Origin of the sequence: Paenibacillus sp. FSL E2-0151 (assembly GCF_037993015.1) — a bacterium.
GTDB classification, from domain to species: Bacteria; Bacillota; Bacilli; order Paenibacillales; family Paenibacillaceae; genus Paenibacillus; species Paenibacillus amylolyticus.
Map to the genome: position 1 here is coordinate 556,424 of NZ_CP150308.1, position 23,192 is coordinate 579,615.

Genomic DNA, 23,192 nt, shown 5'->3' on the forward strand with positions numbered 1-23,192 from the left:
TAGTAGTATCAGGTTGAACGGATTGAACTTTGAAATTTTGGAATGACAAGGAGTGAATGAACAGAATGAAACCCATACGCAACTCGGCAAAGGCTGTCATTGTGCAGGATGGACGATTGCTGGTCATCCGGCTGGAAGACCAATATGGTACCGCTTATGTGTTCCCAGGTGGAGGACAGGAGAAAGGTGAAGAACTCAAGGATGCGGTCGCACGTGAATGTCTGGAGGAGATTGGTCAGGCCGTGAATGTGGGAGAGCTGTTACATATCCGGGAGTATATCGGTAAAAATCATGAATTCGCCGAGTGGGATGGAGATATCCATCAGGTTGAATTTTATTTTGCGTGCAGACTGATAGATCCGGAGGCAACCGTTTTTGAAGGCTCCAATCCAGACGACCACCAAGTCGCCGTGGAATGGATTGCACTTGAAGAGCTGTCCAACATTCGTTTATATCCAAAAACAATTGGCGAATTGCTTCTTAAATCAGGCTCTTCTTCAATCTATCTTGGAGATCTGAATTAAATCAGCCAAGAAGAAATATCGTGCTAACCCCTTTATGTAAACATTTTTATAAAGAACTTTTCCAATTTTGTCACGTTAGCGTATCGGTTCATGGATTCACCATAGGTGAGGTGGGTACACTATAAGTACAGGCTTATAACACCTAACGTAAGTTGACTGTACTTATACACAGCAACGGAGCGGATAAAAACCTAAAGAAACGAAACCTGCAAAGTTAAGTACAGGTTTCTGTTTGAACTTTAGCTTACCCACTCCACAAATTGGAAGAACGGTAGACGTAGTGGAGGGGACGGAATCGATTCTGAGGAAGCAAAGCGTTCGCCTTTATCACCGGATTTTCCCTTTGAGAAAAGGGAATCAAAAAAATCCGGGGATAACAGCGATCCAAAGAACGATCCGTACCCGCAACGGCCTACATAGTCCTTCCAACATTCCCCCAAACCGAAAGGAGCACTTCCCATGAACCAGACTGAATTGGAACAAAATATTGTAAAAGCATTGGAAAACAACCCTTTTTGCAGCTTCTCCACTGTGGAGAATGGTAAACCAAAATCCCGCTATATGGCGCTTTTCAACGATGGACTGAACATTCATCTGGCAACGAACCGCCGTACACACAAAGTAGAGGAACTGGAGAATAATCCGAATGTTAGCCTGCTACTAGGTTATGAGGCTGGTGGTTCCAAGGAAGTAGTTGAGATTGAAGGAACCTGTGAAGTGACAAAGAACGAAGGCTTGCGTGAGCAAGTGTGGAACGATGAACTGAAGGTGTGGTTCGATGGACCTAATGATCCGAACTATGTCATTCTGGACATCACCCCGGCTCGTATCGAATATACAGGGAAAGATCATGAACATCATGTGTGGGAACAATAATCCGAATATGAACATAACCTCTGCAAAGTAGCGTCCTTATGCGAAAATACGCGCAGAGTTTAATCCAACCGTGAAAGCCATTAAGGTTTCACGGTTTTTGGTATGGATGAATAACGCTGAATTGGATATACATGTAAGGCACATGTAATATACGTATTTCAAAGATAATAAGCACTAAATACCTACTAAAATGTTGAAAAAAATGTCGAAATCACGCATGATAATGTAAACTTACCTAGGTATGTGCGGGTAATGTAAAAAATAATGCTTTTCAATGACTGAACATTGCGTTATGATTTGGAATGTAAACGACAAGCACAGACATAAATAGATGTTCATGTGAGATAAACTTACCTGAAATTCCGATGCATGTCATCAGAGCGTCAGTACGCACAACCCATGAAATCTATCTTTTTTCTGCGCTCTTCGTTTGCCTATTAATGCATGATTCAATGTACATAACCGGGAGGGGTTATTTTGAAAATGAGAAAAAAAGTATTATCAAGCCTGACTGCCGCTTTGGTTGCATTAAACGTGCTTGCGGTATTTCCGGTACCTGTGTCGGCTGCGGATGCTGCCAAAGTTAAACTGCGGATCATGGAGACCACAGACATTCATACCAATCTGGTTAACTATGATTATTATTCCGACAAAGAGACAGACCAATATGGACTCGCTAAAACAGCAACATTGATTAAGAAAGCCCGTGACGAAGCGAAGAACAGCCTGCTGTTTGATAACGGGGATCTAATTCAGGGGAATCCGCTGGGAGACTACACTGCCAAAATTGATCCATTGAAAAAGGGTGAGACTCACCCTGTATATAAAGCGATGAATCTGCTCGATTATGATGCAGGTAACATCGGTAACCATGAGTTCAACTATGGTCTGGACTTCCTGGACATGACGCTGGAGGGAGCGAACTTCCCTTACATTAATGCCAATGTTTATGTAGACGATGGTGATGATGATGAGACAAATGACAAGAACTATTTCACACCGTATGAGATTTTGGATAAAAAAGTAACGGATGAGACGGGCAAAGAACATACGATCAAAGTGGGTGTGATCGGATTTGTACCGCCACAAATCATGCAATGGGACAGCGCTAATCTTGAAGGTAAGGTCATCGCCAAAGACATTATTGCTACTGCGAAAAAATTCATTCCTGAAATGAAAGCCAAAGGTGCCGACATTATTGTAGCTATTCCTCACTCCGGATTTGAGGAAATTCCTCAAACGGATCTGATGGAGAACTCCGTTCTGTATCTGAGCCAAGTTGAAGGCATTAATGCTATTCTGTTTGGACATGCCCACAAAGTGTTCCCAAGTGCTGATTTTTCCGGCAAAAAAGGGGTAGACCTGGAGAAGGGCACCATTAACGGCGTTCCTGCTGTAGAGCCAGGATTCTGGGGGGATCACCTGGGGATTATTGATCTGGATCTAGAACAAGTGGATGGCAAATGGAAAGTGGTCGATTCCAAAACGGAAGCACGCCCAATCTATGACACAGCCAACAAAAAACCACTGGTAGAGGCTGATCAGGACATCATTGATGCGGTTCATGAAGAGCATGAAGGTACATTGGAGTATGTTCGTGGTCCGGTGGGCGAAACGACTGCACCTATCAACAGCTTCTTCGCTCTGGTTCAGGATGATCCATCCATTCAGATCGTAACGAATGCACAGAAATGGTATGTCGAAAAACATATGCAAGGTACGGAATATGAGAAAATCCCTGTATTGTCCGCAGGTGCACCGTTCAAAGCCGGTGGACGTTCAGGCGCTTCGTATTACACGAATATTCCTAAAGGCACCATTGCCATCAAAAACGTTGCTGACCTGTACGTGTATCCAAATACGGTACATGCTGTAATGGTTAACGGCGCAGAACTGAAAGAATGGCTGGAATGGTCTGCAGGTCAGTTCAACCAGATCGACCCGGCTAAAGGTGGACAACAACAACTGATCAACAATGACTTCCCAACGTACAACTTCGATGTTATCGATGGTGTAACGTATCAGATTGATGTGACACAACCAGCCAAGTATGACGGCAAAGCAACCGTTGTAAATGCATCGGCAAGCCGGATCAAGGATCTGAGTTTTAACGGTAAACCGATTGACCCAGCGCAAAAATTCATCGTAGCGACAAATAACTACCGTGCTTCTTCGTCCAAGCTGGCTAACCCGGACGGTAAACGTATCGTTCTGGCTGCACCGGATGAGAACCGTCAAGTGATCATCGACTACATCCGTGAGAATAAAACGATTAATCCGGCAGCGGACGGTAACTGGTCCCTGGCACCAATTAAGCCATCTGCTGGGTTAACCGCAGCAGCGCTGAACGATCTTGAAGTTGTGTTTGCTTCTTCCCCGGATGCAAAAGATCTGGTTGAAGCAAACCCGGCGATGTCTTTCATTGGTACAAATGATGATGGTTTTGCTGAATACGGCATGAAATTGACTGGAGAAGCAACAACAACTCCGAAACCAGGTACGGAGCCTGCTCCAACACCTACAAAGCCAACTAAACCTACGGAGCCGACTACTCCAACCAAACCAACGACCAAGCCACAGCCTGAGAAACCAGCGGGCGGCAAAGTGGTATATGTGGTGAAAAAAGGCGATAACTTGTACCGCATAGGTTTGAAATATGGTGTAGACTGGCGCAAGCTTGCGACAGCTAACCAAATCTCAAATGTGCATAACCTGAAAGTTGGACAGAAAATCGTGATTCCCGCTTCTAAAGTTTAATAAGTTGAGGGAGACCGACCTGGTATTATCCCCTTTAAGTAGACACTTGAAAAAACCTTCATGTTATCATGAGGGTTCAAGTGACACTTGGAGGGGATATTTTTATGGCCAAAAAAGGACAAACATTTCACACGTATACCGAAGAATTTAAATTGAATGCTGTTAGATCCTATGTCGAAGGTTCTTCAAGTTACAAGGTGGTCGCTGATCGCGAAGGAATTCGAAACTGTTCACAACTGAAGGTGTGGGTAAAAAAATGGAAAAACGGGGAAGCATTCGATGAGCGAAAAAACAATGTTCCGAATCCACTGAAAGGACGGCCTCGTACTGCCTTTAGCAGTGTAGAAGAGGAACGGGACTACCTTCAAGCACAGGTAGATTATTTAAAAAAGCGGTATCCAAATCTAGTAAAGGAGAAGCACTAAGCCAACGGGAGAACTACGATATCATAGACGAATTGCGTTGCTCGCATGGCATTACACGCCTATTATCGATTACAGGAATACCCCGTTCCAGTTACTACAAATGGCGAGCAACACAGCCACAGCGAGACGCAAGACAAGACCGTGAGCGTGAGATCAAAGAGCACATGATGGCTATTCATTTTGCAAATCGAGAGTTTGGTTATCCTCGCATGACAACGGCGCTCTGGGAGTCTGGTCTGAACGTTAATCACAAGAAAGTATGGCGAATCATGCGGGAACTATCGATCCAATCGGTAATTCGCAAGAAGCGGAAGAAGTCCAGCTATACGCCATCTGTGATTTATCCGAATCGCCTAAAGCGCAAATTTCATGCCACAGCACCTCAGCAAAAAATGGTGACGGATATAACTTATATTTCGGATGGAAACACATTCGTTTACCTGTCTGTGATTCAAGACTTGTTCAACAACGAAATTGTCGCTTGGCAATTATCTAAACGGAACGATGTTCAGCTCGTATTGGATACGGTGGAACAATGGACACAAAAAAGAGACGTTTCGGAAGCCGTGCTCCATTCGGATCAGGGCTTCCAATACACGTCTCAGGTGTACAACTCACGATTAGAAGCATTCGGCGTCAAAGGCAGCCACTCTCGCAAAGCAACCTGCCTGGATAACGCATGCATCGAATCTTTCTTTTCGCATCTCAAAACAGAGAAGCTGTACCTTATCCAGTGTAATTCAGAAGCCGAGATTCGACAAGCCGTGGAAGATTACGTGTACAATTACAACTACCGACGCTTTCAAGCCAAACTCAAACAGCGCGCACCGATTGAATATCGATGCGCGCTGGCAGCATAGCTTTTTTCATCTGTCTACTTGACAGGGGTATGACCAACAGTCATCAGACTGTCGGTCTTTTTTTCTGCAAATTTGAATATATTTGTTCCAAGAACCGTCATACAGGAAGTCATCAAAACAGTAGAGATTAATTTTAAGACCCATGATATAATATTTACAAACTTTGGGTATATACAAGTGAACATTAATGGACATGGAATCTAAATTGGCAAGGGGGGTCCTACATGAATTGCAGTGGCTGCAGTCCAATCTATCCTATAGAGGGCCAAGGTACCTTGTACTTGCGTCCCATTTCCCCCGCTTTGCTGGAAGCGCTACAAACGCCGGGAAGACTTATCGAGACGTCGGATGACATGATGTGGATGGATTTTTCGAATCTTGAGACGGTTCAGAATTTAATAAAAGAGATCGGCGAAATTGATCCGACATTACGTGATTCCCTAACTGTTCAGATTATGCCTATTTACGAACAGGTTAATGAAGAAAGCTGGATTAGTCTAACCATGCAGGAGTCCCGTTTCAAACATGCGGAGCTTGTTTCCATTATTCTGGAGCATCAATTCAGCAGTCATATGCAACCCATCGTTGATGCATCGGAGCAGATTATCGGATATGAGTTTTTGCTTCGTCCTGCTGAGAATGGAAAATCCTTCAGTTCCTATGAATTATTTGAAGTTGCGCGTGAGACCGGACTACATTCTTTTCTGGATCGATTGGCGCGTATTACTGCTATTGAGACCAGTGCCCTTTTTCTGCCGCATGGTGTCAAACGCTTCGTCAATTTCCTGCCTTCCTCCATATACAATCCCGAATATTGTCTGACACATACGTTTGAAGCGATTGAACGCCTTTCGCTGGACCCCAAAGATTTTGTGTTTGAAGTCGTGGAAACAGAGCAGATTCATCATATGCCCATCTTGCAGCAAATATTTGAGGTATATCGTTCCCGTGGAATGTCGGTTGCACTGGATGATGTGGGTGCCGGATATTCGACAATAGAGCTGATGAATCGGTTAGAACCGGATTTTGTCAAAATAGATCGAAGTCTTATTGACCGTTGTGATCAGGATTCGACCAAACAAGAGAAAATTCTTCACATTGTTGAGATGTCGAGTCGATTTGGAGGGCAAGTCCTTGCCGAGGGGATCGAACGGATGGAAGAGTTTGAATTCTGTCGTTCCATAGGTATTGAGCTTGCACAGGGCTACTATTTTGGTAAACCCTCGGCACAACCCCCAGGCGGTCCGTACTCTAATACTTCATCTATTTCATGGAATAATTAGTAACCTGTACCTTGTACAAGTCGCTTCTGATCAGAGGTGGCTTGTTTGGCGTGCCTGCACATTTTTCTCTCAAATAAATACCCTCATTTAGCCGATATATAAGATAAGCCTTTAGATTGATCCATACATACAAAGAAAGAGGGCATTTTTACATTTTGAGGGGGAGAAAGACATGAGTGAAACTCAGGATAATAAACCAATGAAAGCAGCGAAACCTGCCAAACCAAAACATAGTCAAAATAAAAAGAAGAAAAAGAAAGGTTTTGTCTGGAATATAAGGAACAAACTATTGGTCTCCTTCCTGGCCGTTCTACTCCTGCCAAGCTTGGCAGTCGGCTTAATCACACTAACGATGGCTGAAGATGGCGTACAAGGACAATTAGTGGATAGTGCCATGCAAAGTGTGAGCACTGCCAATACCATTGTAGAAAGCCAAGTGAATTACAAGATTCATGACATTAACTATTTCGCGGATGCTCTTGATCCGAGCCTGATCAAAGGGGAGAACGATAGTCCCGAGCTTCAGTTGAAACTGGAGCAATATCTGGGCTTGCATCCCGATGCCATGAATATTTTTGTAGGAACAACAGACGGAGTCATGGTTCGAGGTAAACCAACAGCGAGCAGCACACGGGGAGATGCTTTTGACCCTAGGGAGCGGGAGTGGTACAAACTAGCGATGGAAAAGCCAGGTACAGCTGTTGTATCAGCTGTATCTGTTAATACCGATGGTGTTGCAGTTGTGTTTATCTCCAAAACATTAAAGGATCAATCCGGTGTCATCGGTTTATCTCTGGACCTGACAGACCTGCAAGAGCAGACATCCATTAAGGTGGGCAAAGAAGGCTACGTCATTATTATGGATGCAAACAAAAACTATGTCGTATCCCCTGTAGCAGATGCAGGTACGCCGGAAACGAGTGGCTTGCTGGATGAGATGTATGAAGGTCCAGAAGGTCAATTCGATTACGTGTTCAACGATCAGCCGAAGATGATGATTTTTTCAACAAATGAAGCAACAGGCTGGAAAATTGCAGGCACGATGCTCAAGAGTGAAGTAACTAATGCAAGTAAGGATATTCGCATGGCCACATTTATTGTTATTCTGGCGGCTACGTTCCTTACACTCCTCTTTATTATATGGTTTACACGCTCCATGCTGCGTCCAATTAAACGACTGCAGGAATCTGCCAGAGCCGTGAGTAAAGGTGACTTGACCGTGAAAATGGAAACAGGGCGTAAAGATGAAGTCGGAGAACTGGCGAAGTATTTTGAACGTATGGTCGATAACCTGCGGATGATGATTCTGGGCGTACAGGAAACGACAGAGCAGGTATCTGCTTCTTCTCAAGAGTTGTCTGCCAGTGCAGAACAAACTACCAAAGCGATTGAACATTCAACACTGGCCATTCAGGAACTGGCTGAAGGTGCAGAGCAGCAGGTAAACAGCGTGAAAGACGGATCGGGACAGATGAGCCGAATGGCAGAAGATGTTCGAATGATGTCGGAGCGTGTGCAGTCGATTACGGCGAATATGCGGCATACGTCCGGAGCGGCTTCATCTGGGAATGAGGCAGCAGGACAGGCTGTGGAGCAGATGAACAGTATCCAGGAAACGGTGGAGCAGCTGGGGACGGTGGTTCAATCTCTGAATGCCCGTTCCGTTGAGATTGGTAGCATGGTTGATGTCATTGCATCCATCTCCAAACAAACAAACTTGCTCGCATTAAATGCTTCTATTGAAGCGGCAAGAGCGGGGGATGCGGGTCGTGGGTTTGCAGTTGTAGCCGGTGAGGTACGCAAACTGGCAGAAGAATCCGGAAGTTCGGCAGCGCAGATCGGTGAGGTGGTTCATAATATCCGTCAGGACATGGATGCCGCTCTAATCGCTATGAATGCGGCTCAGACCCGGGTAGGAGAAGGAATTCAGGCCGTGAATACGTCAGGACAATCCTTTGCTCAGATTCGGGAGGCGGTGGAAGATGCTGTTCATACATTGGATGACTTGTCCGCAACAACGAAACAACTGGAGAGCGGTGCATCCCACGTTGCCAAGGCGATGAGTGATATTTCGAATGTGACCCAGGAATCGGCTGCGAATACAGAATCCGTGTCGGCATCTTCGCAAGAACAACTGGCATCGGTAGAAGAGATTGCATCATCCTCGGCACACCTGAATAGCATGGCGGAACAATTACAAGGATTGCTTGGCATGTTCAAGATGGTGGAGGATACACCGAAGGATAAGGGTAAAGAATAAATTCTAAAATTAGGAACACCATAACTTACCACAAATTTTATATTAAAAGAAAATAAAGATAGACAATATTCCTGTTGCCCTGTATAAATATATCGTCTGGTCATTCCGCGCATAGAGCGGTGTAATCTTACAGTATAAGATTGAATTAACGAAATAATATATTGATACAGGGTACAGCAGGAGGCTCTATGGTATACGTAGCAATACTGATTTTTGTAGTAACGATCACCTTGGTGATCTGGCAACCTCGTGGATTGGGTATCGGTTGGACTGCCTCGGGTGGGGCATTGCTTGCTCTGCTATGTGGAGTTGTCAGTTTAAATGATGCCTCGGATGTAGCATCCATTGTATGGAATGCAACGCTAGCCTTTGTTGGCATTATTATGATTTCGCTCATTCTCGACGAGACGGGTTTCTTCGAATGGGCTGCCCTTCATATGGCTAGGCTGGCTGGAGGAGACGGTCGCAGACTGTTCTTCTACTCCATTCTGCTGGGAGCCGCGGTGTCTGCCTTGTTCGCGAATGACGGTGCCGCGCTCATTCTGACGCCAATTGTGCTGGCCATGGTGCGTGCATTGAAGTTTGATGAGCGCATGGTGTTGGCTTTTGTGATGGCGAGTGGGTTTATCGCCGATACCACGTCGTTACCGCTGGTCGTCAGCAATCTGGTTAACATTGTTTCGGCCGATTTCTTTGGCATTACATTTGTGGAGTATGCTGTACGCATGGTTGTGCCCAATCTGTTCTCCATCGTAGCGAGTACGGGGATGTTGTTTTTGTTCTATCGCAAAAGCATACCCCTTCGCTACGACATCTCCGCGGCACGTGACCCCAAGGAAGCGATACGTGATCCACGGATGTTCCGAATCGCCTGGTTCATGCTTGGGCTGTTATTGGTTGCCTATGCATCCAGTGAGTTTCTGCCGATTCCCGTGTCGGTTATCGTTGGCTCCGTTGCGTTGCTGTTCGCTTTGTTGGCACGCAAGAGCGAGGCTGTTGATCTGAAACGGGTAATCAAGGAAGCGCCATGGTCGATTGTGGTGTTCTCGGTGGGCATGTATATCGTCGTATATGGACTGCGTAATGCAGGGTTAACGGATCATCTGAGCCGCTGGCTGGATGCCATAGCAGAGCATGGTCTGCTGGCTGCTTCGCTCGGGATGGGCATTATCGCTGCTGTATTATCATCGGTGATGAACAATCTGCCGACCGTGTTGATTAACCTGCTAGCCATCCAGGGCGCACATACCGAAGGTATTATTCAGGAAGCATTGATCTATGCCAATGTCATTGGTTCCGACCTGGGTCCCAAAATGACCCCAATTGGATCACTTGCCACATTGCTGTGGCTGCATGTGTTGTCCCGCAAAGGTGTAAAGATTACATGGGGTTACTATTTCAAAGCAGGTATCATTCTGACGATTCCGACATTGTTAATTACGTTGGCCGGATTGGCGCTATGGCTATGGATTATAGGTTAGTACAATCGTAATTACATTTGGAACCAGAACAAACCGTTAAGGGCCTAGTGTTTGTAGGGATCGCGTTTATTGTCATGGATGTAGTGGTACTATACAAAAAAACCAACCTTTTTAGAAGGTTGGTTTTTTTGTGTTCTGTTTTCCTTCCCAAACGATTCTTAAATAGAATACTAACTTAGAATTTAAAAAAGTGGGTATCATAAACGAATACACGATCACTTCCTAACTATTAGGAAAGAGTATAGGCTTGGTGGATATAAAGCGCTTGCATTAGTATGTGTGTAAGGAGGAAAGCCAAATGAGAAAACGTTACATTAAGCTATTAGAGCATTTAAAACAATCTGAGCATGATTTTGTGAGTGGAAGCGAATTAGCTAATCTATTTGATGTAACGACTAGAACGATTCGCAATGACATCAAAGAAATGAATGAAAATTATTTAGATAAAGCAATGATTATTGGCAATACTCGCAAAGGATACAAATTAGTCGGGGATTTATCCAGCCTGTATAAAAATGAAGATGATGACGAAGAAAGAGCATTTCATATTATCAAAGCACTGTTATCGCAGACTGATTTTATTACGTATGAGGATCTGGCTAGAACGCTTTATTTTTCGACTCAGACGATCCGTAAAGACGTGCAAAAATTAGTGCAAACGATTCAAGCAGAAAAGCAGAACATTGAAATTGAAGCGATTATTTTCCAAGGTATCCGGCTTAAAGGAAGCGAAGTTGAGAAACGGATTTTGCTCAAAAAACTAGTCACTACCGATTGTCTCAAACACATGCCGATAGACGAAGCACTGCAATACTATTTTGGCGATTGGTTCAATGAATCTTCTATTCATTTTATCTACGCTTGTATTGAAGAAGAGGTTGCCAAGTATAATTTATTGCTAAGTTTTCAAGAATTATTCTCGATCTGTGTGAATGTTTTGATCAGTCTTAAACGAGTAAGTCTGGCACAAAAAATAACTGAACAGGATATGAGGTTGGATCATACAAGCTTTGAAGAATTAAAAATAGCCCAATCTATTCTGATCCGTCTGGCTCAAGAAATGGATATCCCTTTTGATGAATATGAGTATCAGTATTTAGGTTACCTGCTGATTGCATTGCAGATCTTACCTAAAAAGAATGAAGAAATCGGGCATGAACACGTGAATGAAATGGAACAAAAAATCAAATCAGTGATCCAAAAAGTTGGAGAGCAATATGGATTCATCAGCTACAAAAACCAAGAGTTACTTGATCGATTATTAGCTCATATTACCAAATCATTATACCCATTAAAGTATTATTTCCCTGTCGAAAATCCTTTTATTGCTCAAATAAAATCAGAATATACCAATGCTTATAATGTCGCAGTTGTGTTGGCAAAAGAATTGCAATTTTGCTTAAATATCAAAATACCCGAAAATGAAATCGGTTACTTGACGTTACACATTATGGGCATTATTGAGAACTCTCAAGATAACAGAAAACGGATTGCAATTATTTATGGCAAAAATCTATTAGTCGGCAAGTTATTGGAGCGTAAGATTAATCTCTATTTTCCGAATATTAGAATCGATAGTCTATTAGCTAATCATGAAATACATCTTCTTCCCGAAGGAATTGAAACGATTATCACAACGAGCGAGATTGCCGAACAACAGCAGTTAAATGTACAAAATATCATTCTGGTAAGTGAAATGATTACAAGTGATGATATGAAGAATATTTCGATTCAGTTAAATCGTGGACTACTCAAATATTATTTATCACCAGATGATGTTTTTTTCCTAAATGAAGACAATCCAATTGATTTGTTAAAAAAACTTACAGAACTAGGCGATATTCAGCATTTATATACCAGTATTGTGGAAAGAGAAAAAATGTCGAGTACCAATATTGGGAGTTTAGTCGCGATGCCCCATCCATTTGATTGTGGAGATAACAAAAAACTACGTGTACTGGTAGCGATTAATAAGCAGAAAATGCTATGGGGTGATCAGATGGCGCAGATCATTTTTCTGTTTATTCCGCCGAAAAATCAGAAGGTGAATAACACCAAATTTTTCGAAGAAATTTACGATGTGTTTAAACAGACCAATATGACAGAAAAACTACTCCATATCACCAATTACGATGAATTTTTGGAAGTCTGGTCTTCCAAATAAATCTAGGAGGAATTCAAATGTTAATTAATATGAAAGATTTACTTAAAGTAGCGTATGAAAATAAATTTGCAGTCGGATCATTTAATGTAGCCAATAGCGAGTTCGTCAAAGTGGTCATTACAGCCGCAGAGGAGCAGAATTCGCCTGCAATTATGCAGATTCACCCGAATGAAATTGATCTAGTCACTGATGGGTTTATAGCTTATGTGCGAGAAGCGGCATCCAAGTCCAAAGTACCGTTTGTTATTCATCTGGATCATGGAGCGACGATCAAAGATATTACGCGTTCGATTCGCAATGGGTATACATCAGTCATGATGGATGCATCTCATTTACCTTTTGAGGAAAATATTGCGGCAACCAAGGAAGCGGTTGAACTGGCTCATCTGGTCGATGTATCTGTAGAAGGTGAACTAGGTACGATTGGGAGTAATGAAGGCAGCTCGGAAGGTGGGGCTGACGAGATACTGTATACGAATCCAGAAGAAGCGGCGATTTTTGTAGAACAAACAGGTATCGATACACTTGCTGTCGCTGTAGGTACTTCACATGGTATTTATCCTCAATCCAAAGATCATTCGATCAAAATCGATCGTTTGAAACAAATTCATGAAAAAGTAAAAATTCCGTTAGTGCTGCATGGTGGATCAGATAATCCTGATGAAGAGATTAGAGAAGCCGTGAAGCATGGGATAGCGAAGATCAATTTATCAACCGATATGAAGCGAGCATTCTACAACCAATTAAGAGCGACACTCGATGCGAATCCGAAAGCATATGAACCGGATCAACTGATGCCTGAGGCGACCAAAGCGGCAACAGAACTGGTGAAGAAAAAAATGGATCTGTTCGGTTCTACAGGTAAAGCATCCCTTTATAGACTGGGAGAAATTTAAGAGGAGAGATCCATCATGAAGATTTCTAATGTCTTAAAACCAGAAAATATCATATTAGATGTCACCGCTACGACCAAAGCAGAATTAATAGATGAATTGTCGCAAAAGTTAAACGATAACGGCTATTTAAGCGATATTGAGCAATTTAAAAAAGATATCTGGGCACGTGAAGAACAGGTTCCTACAGAAGTGGGATTCGGAATAGCCATTCCACATGCCAAGTCTACTGGAGTACAGTCCCCTGCCATTATTATGGGCAGATCATTAAGCGGTATTGAATATAGTACCGAATCATGTAATTTATTTTTTATGATTGCAGTCGATCAAAGCTCTTCATCAGAGCATTTGCAAACATTATCCAAAATTTCGACCTTTTTGATGGATGAACTATTTAGAGCGAAACTTATCCTTGCTCGAGATCAAGAAGAGATTGTCCGTTTATTTGAACAGGCAGAAGAGCAAGATACGCAGGCGCTTCAACGTCCTAAAAAGTATGCTGGCAAAAAAGTGGTTGGAGTTACAGGCTGTCCTACAGGAATTGCCCATACGTTTATGGCCGCGGAAGCATTGAAAAATGCGGCCAAGGAACTCGGTGTACACATTAAAGTGCAAACCAATGGATCAACAGGTGTTGGAAATCAATTGACTCCTGAAGATATTGCTGAAGCTGATGGTATTATTGTGGCGGCAGATGTCAAAGTCGATATGGATGTTTTTGGCGATCGTCCAGTGATCAAAACCTCTGTCAAAAATGGAGTTCATCATGCACAAGAGTTAATTGAAGATGCGATTGCTGGAAAAGGTGTCGTTTTGAATCAAGGCAACAGTACTCTTAAAGAAGCAAAAGAAAAAACACGTATAAAGCAGCCTAAAATATACAGCCATATTATGAATGGTGTATCCTTTATGATTCCTTTTGTAGTGGCAGGCGGTATATTGATTGCGCTTTCGTTTATGTTTGGTATTCATGCGGCTGACCCAAATAGCCCGGACTATAATTCTTTCGCCGCTTTTTTAAGTACAGCAGGGGGTAGTGCTGCTTTTGCCTTGATGGTTCCTGTATTAGCAGGGTATATTGCGTATAGTATTGCTGACCGTCCAGGATTGGCACCTGGTATGATTGGTGGGATGCTGGCGACTATTGGAGGTTCCGGCTTTTTGGGAGGTATGTTGGCTGGATTTATCGCCGGTTATACGATCATAGCTCTGAAAAAATTAGTCAAAGGCATTCCTGACTCACTGCAAAGCCTGTCACCTGTACTGATCTTGCCATTAGTAGGTTCATTTATAACCGCCTTGATTATGTATTTTGTCATCAACAGTCCAATGGCTTGGATCAATGAGTCGTTACAAGGTTGGCTAAATGGTTTAACAGGTTCTAATGCTATTTTATTAGGAGCACTTCTGGCAGGAATGATGGCATCTGATATGGGAGGGCCGATTAACAAAACAGCATCTGCATTTGGACTGGCGATGTTCGCCAATCAAATCTTTGAACCTTCTGCTGCTCTGATGGTTGGAGGTATGGTTCCGCCACTGGGTATTGCATTAGCTACAACATTATTTAAGAATAAATTTTCAATCGAAGAACGTAATGCAGGTAAAGCCGCTTATATTATGGGTGCGTCGTTTATTACAGAAGCCGCGATTCCGTTTGCCGCAAATGATCCCTTGCGAGTTATTCCATCCAATATTGTAGGTGCAGCGATTGGTGGAGGAATGTGCATGGCTCTAGGTATTTCGTTACAAGCTCCTCACGGTGGAATCTTTGTTATTCCCATTGCGGCAAGTAATCCATTATTGTATATTGTCTGTATTTTAGTTGGTTCCATCATTACAGCTTGTATGATTGGATTGTTAAAGAAACCTGTATATCAACCAAAAAGTAATTCAAGCGACCCGTCAGATAAAAAAGCCTTAACAACTATGAAATCTGCATAAATTCTCTAACCACCTGGTGCCATGCACTGGCTGTGAGGCAGTTGATTGTTCTATATAACGGATTGATTCAATATCTACATTAAGTATTTACACAAGGACAGCCTTTTATAGGGCTGGCCTTTTTTGCCTACTTCCCAGGCAGGAGATTGAAATGCCTGAGATCCAACGAGCGCTGACACAGCGCAGGGAACGGAACGATTGTGGAAAAGCGAAGCGTTCGCCTTTATCCCCGGATGTATTCCTTGAAAAAAGTAAATCATATAAATCCGGGGATAACAGCGATTGAAACAACGTCCGTTCCCGAAGCGGCCACTTCAGCGCAACTTGTCTCAGATGATTTTCAAAATGCTGCCGATATTTTTAACATTGCGTTTACAAAACACTGATTTTAAGATGACATACCGAAACTACAATGAGTAAAGAGTTGATGGTGAACAAACAAATTCACAAAACGCCATCACTACATTGGGGGAGGAAAACAAAACATGTTTAAAAAGTTGCCGTTTATTTTGATGACCTTAACGTTCGTACTGGTTCTCGCAGCATGCGGATCGAAAAATGACGCTGGTACAGAGGGTGCCGCAAGCAATGGATCAGGAGAAGCTGCTACTGAGCTTAGCGGTAACATTCTGGCAGTCGGATCGACAGCATTGCTACCTCTGGTAGAACAAGCTGGACAGAAATTTATGGCAGTTGATGAATATAAGAACGTAACGGTTCAAGTTCAAGGTGGCGGTAGTGGTACTGGTTTGACACAAGTATCTGACGGACAAGCTACAATCGGTAACTCTGATGTATTTGCAGAAGAGAAACTGGAGGACGAAGCCAAAGTAAAAGAACTGGTTGACCATCAAGTAGCAGTAGTAGCTATGGCGCCAGTTAGCAACAAAGATGCAGGTGTAGAAGATTTGACGAAGCAACAACTGGTCGACATCTTCTCCGGTAAAGTAACAAACTGGAAAGACGTTGGCGGCGCGGATAAAGCAATCGTTATTGTAAACCGTCCGAGCAGTTCCGGTACTCGTGCAACTTTTGAGAAGTATGCATTGGGTGCAAAAATGGGTGATATCCAAGGTTCGATTCAAGAAGATTCTTCTGGTAACGTAAAAAAATTGGTAGCTGAAACGCCAGGTGCTATTGGTTACCTCGCCTTGTCTTACTTGGATGACAGCTTGCAAGTGTTGAAATACGAAGGTGTAGAAGCAACAGTTGAGAACGTAGAAGCAGGAACTTATCCAGTGTGGGCTTACGAGCACATGTACACAAAAGGTGAGCCTGATGCAGCAACAAAAGCATTCTTGGATTACATCTTGAGTGACGAAATTCAACAAAACGACGTGACAGAACTTGGATACATTCCAATGTCAGGTATGAAAGTAAAACGCGATGCAGCAGGTAATGTGGTTGAGTAATCTTTGAACTTGCGCATACAGCGAAAGAGGCGGACTAAGGTCCCGCCTCTTTACGCGGTTTGCTCTAAAATAATCCCATATTTTGCATTAATTCTACTATAGAAGGATGGTTGTTATGGAACAGACCGAAGGGGGAACGGTAATGAATAACAAGTTGAAACCGCGCCGGCCCTTAAAAGAGAAACATTATTGGGAAGAGTGGACGGGACGGATCTATACGTCGATTTGTGTCGTTTTCCTGATCGTTGTCATGTTTTCCATTGTTTATTTTGTAGCGTCTAAGGGACTATCCACATTTTTCCAAAATGGAATAAGCATCAGCGAATTCCTTGGTGGAAAGACGTGGAATCCGACCGGAGAACCTGCGTTCTACGGGGCATTACCGTTCATCACAGGTTCTTTCATTACAACCTTGCTTGCAGCATTGATCGCAAGTCCGCTTGGCCTGTGTGCAGCGCTCTTCATGACAGAGATTGTTCCGGGTAAAGGCAAAAAGATCTTGCAGCCTGCGATTGAGCTCTTGTCCGGAATTCCATCCGTTGTATACGGATTTATCGGTCTGAGTGTCATCGTACCTTTGTTGCGCGGTATCTTTGGCGGAACAGGCGTCGGGATTGCAGCCGGATGTCTTGTTCTCGCGGTAATGATTCTTCCTACGGTGACAAGTATTATGGCAGATGCATTGTCCGCATTGCCAAAAGGATTGCGTGAATCCTCCTACGCACTGGGTGCCACTCGCTGGCAAACCATCTACCGTGTCATTATCCCAACGACTTTGCCAGCTTTGTTGACAGGTGTCGTTTTGGGTATGGCCCGTGCTTTTGGTGAGGCACTTGCTGTGCAGATGGTTATCGGTAATGCACCGCATGTTCCAACATCCTTGCTTGAATCAGCTTCAACATTAACAAGTGTAATTACACTCAGCATGGGTAACACCACGATGGGTTCTGTTCATAACAATGCACTGTGGAGTATGGCGCTTGTCCTGTTGGTGATGACATTTGTCTTCGTCATTCTGGTTCGCCTGCTTGAAAGGAGAAACCGGGTATGAAAATGAAGGCAAAGACGGTAGATAAAATTGCAACATCCGTTATCGTTGTACTAGCCCTGTTCATTGTTATTCTATTGCTCGGTCTGCTTGGCTTCATCATGTATAGAGGCATTGGACATATTAGCTGGAACTTCCTTACAAGTGCACCACAGTTGCTTAAGGGTGGCGGCGGGATTGGTCCACAGCTCTTCAACTCCGTATTCTTGCTTGTTCTGACCTTGCTTGTTACCATTCCACTCGGATGGGGCGGCGGGATTTACATGGCGGAATACGCCAAACCAGGCAAGATTACCAGCTTCATTCGTCTGGTCGTTGAAGTATTGTCATCATTCCCATCCATCGTTATCGGTTTGTTTGGTCTCTTGCTGCTAGTAAATCAATTTGGTCTTGGTTTCTCCCTGATCTCGGGTGCCTTGGCTCTGGCGATCTTTAACTTGCCACTGATGGTGCGGACTACGGAGCAGGCCTTCCGTGCCGTTCCGAAGGAACAGAAAGAAGCAGGTCTGGCGCTTGGACTGTCCAAGTGGAAGATTATCACTTCCATTCTACTGCCTGTGGCATTGCCGAGCTTGATTACGGGTACGATCCTGGCATCGGGCCGGATCTTTGGCGAAGCAGCAGCGCTGATGTTCACCGCAGGTATGAGTAGTCCACCATTGGACTTTACAGATTGGAATCCGGCGAGTCCAAGATCACCGCTTAATCCTTTCCGTCCGGCAGAGACACTTGCTGTCCATATCTGGAAAGTGAATAGTGAAGGTATTGGGCCAGATTCCAAAGAAGTGGCAGCAGGGGCATCCGCCGTGCTTGTCATTCTCGTGCTGGCGTTCAATCTAAGTGCACGCTGGATCGGTCGGGTTGTATTCCGCCGCATGACAGCTTCGAAATAAGGAGGAACCAACATGGCCATACCTTTTGGTACGGAACAGTTAAGCATATATTATGGACATTTCCAGGCGGTCAAGCAGATTAGCCTGACGTTTCCTGAAGCAAGCGTAACGGCTCTTATTGGGCCGTCTGGTTGCGGTAAATCCACATTCCTCCGTTCGCTGAATCGGATGAACGACGAGATTGCCGGTTCCCGTACAGAGGGACATATCTGGATGGACGGTAACGATCTGAATGAGCCTGGAACCGATGTAATCAAGCTTCGCCAGAAGATTGGCATGGTGTGGCAGAAGCCAAATCCTTTTCATAAGTCCATCTACAACAATATCGCGTTTGGCCCCCGCTACCGTGGTACGAAGAGTAAGAAGGCACTGGATGAAATTGTGGAAAAAAGCTTGCGTCGTGCTGCGCTCTGGGACGAAGTGAAAGACAGACTGCATGAGTCAGCTCTGTCTCTCTCTGGCGGACAACAGCAGCGCCTGTGTATCGCTCGCGCTTTGTCTGTTGATCCGCAGATTTTGTTGCTCGATGAGCCGGCATCTGCACTTGACCCGGTATCTTCGGGTAAGGTTGAGGAATTGATCACCGAACTCAAGAAGGAGCTGCGGATCGTCATTGTTACCCATAATATGCAGCAGGCGGCACGCATCTCGGATTATACGGCTTATTTCTACCTGGGGAACATGATTGAACACGGGGATACAGAGCATATTTTCACGAACCCGGACAATCGTCTGACGCAAGAATACATTATGGGTCGTTTCGGTTAATTGGATCATGGAGTGTAACATAGAGTAATAGACAAAGAGATTAAGAAATAATAGAGACAAAAGAAAGCACAATGCCTGGACGGTTGTTCGGGGGTTGTGCTTTTTTAATTTATAATTTTAGTGGGATTTTCTGTATGCGGGATAAACATTATGCTACGATATTTAGTGTGGAGAACGTTTACATGACTTCGAAGGAGATGTTGATAATCACTACGGATCAGATGTCTTACGACCATATGGCAGCTCAGATTATACAGAACTACACTATTGAGAAACCTGTCGTTTCATATATTCGTCATAATGAGAATCTGACATATCATGTCGTTGATGAAGCAAGCGGGCAGAAGTATCTGCTACGTATCCATCAAGCCGCATATGCAAGTATGACCGGCATTCAGCATACGCTTCCTGCGCTGGAGGCAGAGATGAACCTGCTTCATGAGTTAAACGCAACGACAGCATTGCGCGTGCAGCATCCGGTACGGAATGTATCGGGTGAATGGGTCACGGTATGGACAAGTGAGGCAGGTAAAGAAATCTGCTGTACAGTACTGGAGTGGATTGAGGGAAGGGACATCCAGCAGGGAGAACGCCTGACAACAGAGCAGATCTATGATCTGGGGGCACAGCTGCAGATGATTCATCAATATGGGCGTGAGCAGAATCAGACAGATCGAACAAAGGTGCGGCCGGCATATGGCAATAGCCATGAGAACTTGGTCATGCTCGGGCAGCTAGAAGAAGGCGTCCGACTGGGGATTTTTACAACGGAAGACTTCGATCTGCTTCGTGAGACGTTTGAGAACATTAATGAGCAGTTAGAAACATACCCGCAGCACGCAGGGACATGGGGGATCATTCATGGGGATATTACTCGCAACAATCTGCTGATAACGGAGCAGGGGATTTCCATGATTGATTTCTGTCTACACGGTTATGGTTATTATCTTTTTGATGCCGGAGGGGCAGCACTTATGTTCAATCGGGAGGAACGTGACATATTTTTATCCGGTTATACCCAACAGATCGCACCACTGACGGATCGTGATATTCGATTGATGGAAGGGTTCATGTTGATCTTTACACTGGGTTATTATGCTTTTCAGATGGCGAATGAGTCGAGGCACGAATGGATGAAAGATCGCATGCCGAAGCTGTGCAGTAAGTATTGTAGACCCTATGTACAGAACGAGAGCATCTTCTATGAGTTATGAGGTGTTTCCTTTTCTAGGAGCTATAACTTAGGATTAAGATTGTGAATATTACCTGGGCGTCCTGAACAATCGGGGTGCTCTTTTTGCATGCATTAGATAACGATCTTAATGGACATTTATGAAGAAAGTATAAACTCTGAGGAGAGTCAACTTTTCTTAGCTACAATATAGTCATGGGAGGATGAAGCAGCGATGAGAGACAGCGAGAATATATTGCTGGTGGAGGATGATCCGGAGATTGCCCGTATTTTGAGAGATCATCTACGTCATGAGGGTTATGGGGTAACTTGGGCATCAAGCGGTTTGGAGAGCTGGGAAGACTTTAGGGAGGGAACCTATCAATTAGTCTTGTTGGATCTGATGCTGCCGGAAATGGATGGGTTCACGGTATGCAAAAACATTAGACTGATCAGCGATGTTCCGCTGCTCATGATGAGTGCTCGAATCGAGGAAGAGAGCAAAGTCAGGGGGCTTGGGCTGGGAGCTGACGATTATATTACGAAGCCCTTCAGTCTAACGGAACTTACAGCTCGCATTAAATCTCATCTGAATAGGTACCGCAGATATCAGGGCGTGGAGCCGGATTCGACAGATAGACAGTATAACGATGGGTTATCGATTGATTATTTGAATCAGCGCGCACAGGTTCATGGAGAACATGTGGCACTAACCAACAAGGAATGGGCTTTGCTCATACTGCTTGCTTCTCATCCGGGCCGGGTGTTTACCAAGGCGGAACTGTATGAACATGTCTGGAGTCAGCCAGAGGCGGGGAACTCGAGTACAGTAACAGTTCATGTGAAGAGCCTTCGGGCCAAGCTTGGTGACGAGCCCCATCATCCACGCTGGATTCAGACGGTGTGGGGCAGTGGTTACCGGTTCGTGGGGGAGCCTGAGGAATGAAGTTGAAGTACTGGTTAATGCTTGCCTTCCTCATTGTAATGCTGCTGCCTGTCGCTGCTGGGTGGGCGCTGTACTCCCTGTATAACTATTACAATGATCAGCGTGCCGTAACGGAATATGTGGAGTTGTCCGGACAATTGGCTCCTATTGAACTGGCTTTATCTGACCCGGGACTGTACCAGCTGCACTCGCCTGATGCTTTCGCTGCACTCTCTGAATTGGAGAATGGTCGGGTGAACTTTGCTCTGTATTTACCAACAGGGATTCGGGTGTACACATCAGAGGGGAGTACATGGTCTGCTGGAGCTTACACCGTTGGGGGGGCGGAGCTGTATCGTAATTTGTACAACTTACAGATTCGTCATCGTACATTCTCGTTGAAGAAACCCGTATGGGAAAAGGGTGAGTTGGTCGGCATTTACGAAATCGTCATGCTGCGTGGAGATTGGCTGGAAGGCATATCCTTGCGGACTACCTGGGTCATGGGTCTCGCTGCTACTTTCTTTATTCTGTTATACGGAACAGTGCTGTGGTTGCTATCCCGAAAGCTCTTTCGGCCGATGAAATATCTCATAGAACGAATGGATGCTTTTGCACGGGGAGAGGCTGCTACGGATGTGGTACCTGTTCGTCATGATGAAATGGGCATCTTGCTCCAACAGTTTGATGCAATGCAAGACAAGATCAGACATACTCAGGCCGATGTGGAGAGGGAGCAAAAAGAAAAAGAGCTCATGATCGCCTCGTTATCCCATGATCTGAAAACACCGTTGATGTCCATTAGTGCCTATACGGAAGTACTTAACGGTGATCGTCAACTGAAACGCCTTGAAAGGCAGGAATATCAGGATGTGCTGCTCGGAAATGTGGAGCGGATGAAACAGATGATTAGTGAACTTGAGATGTATACGGCGTTGGGTTCCAGTGAATCGGAGATGGCCATGGTTAAGGTGGAAGGTGAAGAGTTTTTTGATATGCTGCTTGGGAGCTATGAGGGACTTGCCGAGCGTGGTCAGATTGACGTGAAGATGGATGTCCGCACAGATCAACTGTACCGAGTTCATCCGGAACAACTGATGCGCCTGACAGATAATCTGATAAATAATGCACTACGCCACACAAGGACGAACGGTGTAATGGGACTAGGGGTTATTGCTTCAGATTGGGAGCTTCCTGAATGGATTATTCCTTCGCTTAGAGCTGAATTGGATAACTACAGGGCGGGAGCAACATTGATCATAGTACAAAACGAAGGTCCTGCTATTCCTGAGGAACAGCTCATTCGTATCTTCGAACCCTATGTTCAACACCAGAATCAGGAGGAGAAGACATATGCAGGTGGTTCGGGATTGGGATTGAGTATAGCCAAACGGGTTGCAATAAAGCACGGAGGGGATATGCGCATGTGGTCATACGAAGGATATGGAACGCTGGCAGCATGCCGATTGCCTGAACATGGAGAATGTAAACGCAGAGAGGGTGGATAA

General features: G+C 44.4%; 19 protein-coding genes. All 19 read left to right on the forward strand.

Annotated features, from left to right (window positions below; translation table 11 throughout):
* Positions 1 to 65 precede the first annotated feature (65 nt).
* The 19 genes from MHI55_RS02760 to MHI55_RS02850 all read left to right on the forward strand — a co-directional run bounded on the left by MHI55_RS02760 (position 66) and on the right by MHI55_RS02850 (position 23,192).
* Entirely contained in the window at positions 66 to 524 is a 459-nt protein-coding gene (locus tag MHI55_RS02760; protein ID WP_340390564.1) for an NUDIX domain-containing protein, read from the forward strand.
* 459 nt (positions 525 to 983) lie between these two features.
* A complete protein-coding gene (locus MHI55_RS02765) occupies positions 984 to 1,400 on the forward strand; it encodes a pyridoxamine 5'-phosphate oxidase family protein (protein ID WP_339190096.1) in 417 nt (138 codons plus the stop codon).
* Between the two features lie 483 nt (positions 1,401 to 1,883).
* Entirely contained in the window at positions 1,884 to 4,157 is a 2,274-nt protein-coding gene (locus MHI55_RS02770; protein ID WP_340390565.1) for a bifunctional 2',3'-cyclic-nucleotide 2'-phosphodiesterase/3'-nucleotidase, read from the forward strand.
* 104 nt (positions 4,158 to 4,261) lie between these two features.
* Positions 4,262 to 4,582 (forward strand): transposase, encoded by a 321-nt coding sequence (locus MHI55_RS02775; RefSeq protein WP_076319340.1) that lies wholly within the window; start codon positions 4,262 to 4,264, stop codon positions 4,580 to 4,582.
* A gap of 23 nt (positions 4,583 to 4,605) precedes the next feature.
* A complete protein-coding gene (locus MHI55_RS02780) occupies positions 4,606 to 5,442 on the forward strand; it encodes an IS3 family transposase (RefSeq protein WP_235193718.1) in 837 nt (278 codons plus the stop codon).
* A 224-nt stretch (positions 5,443 to 5,666) separates the two neighbouring features.
* Complete coding sequence (locus MHI55_RS02785) at positions 5,667 to 6,725, forward strand: EAL domain-containing protein (RefSeq protein WP_036616769.1); 1,059 nt, start codon at positions 5,667 to 5,669, stop codon at positions 6,723 to 6,725.
* 172 nt (positions 6,726 to 6,897) lie between these two features.
* Positions 6,898 to 8,985: a methyl-accepting chemotaxis protein gene (locus MHI55_RS02790; protein WP_339190095.1), complete on the forward strand. Its 2,088-nt coding sequence runs from the start codon at positions 6,898 to 6,900 to the stop codon at positions 8,983 to 8,985.
* Between the two features lie 188 nt (positions 8,986 to 9,173).
* Entirely contained in the window at positions 9,174 to 10,466 is a 1,293-nt protein-coding gene (locus MHI55_RS02795; protein ID WP_076253862.1) for an arsenic transporter, read from the forward strand.
* Positions 10,467 to 10,764: 298 nt separating this feature from the next.
* Positions 10,765 to 12,630: a PRD domain-containing protein gene (locus tag MHI55_RS02800; protein ID WP_340388697.1), complete on the forward strand. Its 1,866-nt coding sequence runs from the start codon at positions 10,765 to 10,767 to the stop codon at positions 12,628 to 12,630.
* Positions 12,631 to 12,647: 17 nt separating this feature from the next.
* Positions 12,648 to 13,526 (forward strand): ketose-bisphosphate aldolase, encoded by an 879-nt coding sequence (locus tag MHI55_RS02805; protein ID WP_101314907.1) that lies wholly within the window; start codon positions 12,648 to 12,650, stop codon positions 13,524 to 13,526.
* 15 nt (positions 13,527 to 13,541) lie between these two features.
* Positions 13,542 to 15,467, forward strand: coding sequence for a PTS fructose transporter subunit IIABC (locus MHI55_RS02810; protein ID WP_101314908.1), 1,926 nt, complete (start codon positions 13,542 to 13,544; stop codon positions 15,465 to 15,467).
* Positions 15,468 to 15,709: 242 nt separating this feature from the next.
* Positions 15,710 to 15,853, forward strand: a complete 144-nt coding sequence (locus MHI55_RS02815; RefSeq protein ID WP_180361880.1) for a hypothetical protein — start codon at positions 15,710 to 15,712, stop codon at positions 15,851 to 15,853.
* A gap of 99 nt (positions 15,854 to 15,952) precedes the next feature.
* Complete coding sequence (locus MHI55_RS02820; RefSeq protein WP_340388699.1) at positions 15,953 to 16,879, forward strand: phosphate ABC transporter substrate-binding protein; 927 nt, start codon at positions 15,953 to 15,955, stop codon at positions 16,877 to 16,879.
* Between the two features lie 142 nt (positions 16,880 to 17,021).
* A complete protein-coding gene (gene pstC, locus MHI55_RS02825) occupies positions 17,022 to 17,930 on the forward strand; it encodes a phosphate ABC transporter permease subunit PstC (RefSeq protein WP_101314928.1) in 909 nt (302 codons plus the stop codon).
* 2 nt (positions 17,931 to 17,932) lie between these two features.
* Positions 17,933 to 18,820: a phosphate ABC transporter permease PstA gene (gene pstA / locus MHI55_RS02830; protein ID WP_101314929.1), complete on the forward strand. Its 888-nt coding sequence runs from the start codon at positions 17,933 to 17,935 to the stop codon at positions 18,818 to 18,820.
* Positions 18,821 to 18,832: 12 nt separating this feature from the next.
* Positions 18,833 to 19,588, forward strand: coding sequence for a phosphate ABC transporter ATP-binding protein PstB (gene pstB, locus MHI55_RS02835; protein ID WP_074093254.1), 756 nt, complete (start codon positions 18,833 to 18,835; stop codon positions 19,586 to 19,588).
* A 182-nt stretch (positions 19,589 to 19,770) separates the two neighbouring features.
* Positions 19,771 to 20,802 (forward strand): phosphotransferase, encoded by a 1,032-nt coding sequence (locus tag MHI55_RS02840; RefSeq protein WP_340388701.1) that lies wholly within the window; start codon positions 19,771 to 19,773, stop codon positions 20,800 to 20,802.
* Between the two features lie 192 nt (positions 20,803 to 20,994).
* Entirely contained in the window at positions 20,995 to 21,705 is a 711-nt protein-coding gene (locus MHI55_RS02845; protein WP_047840351.1) for a response regulator transcription factor, read from the forward strand.
* The gene (locus tag MHI55_RS02850) at positions 21,702 to 23,192 is read left to right on the forward strand and encodes a HAMP domain-containing sensor histidine kinase (RefSeq protein WP_340388703.1); all 1,491 of its coding nucleotides are present in this window, start codon (positions 21,702 to 21,704) and stop codon (positions 23,190 to 23,192) included. Before MHI55_RS02845 ends, MHI55_RS02850 begins: the two co-directional genes overlap by 4 nt.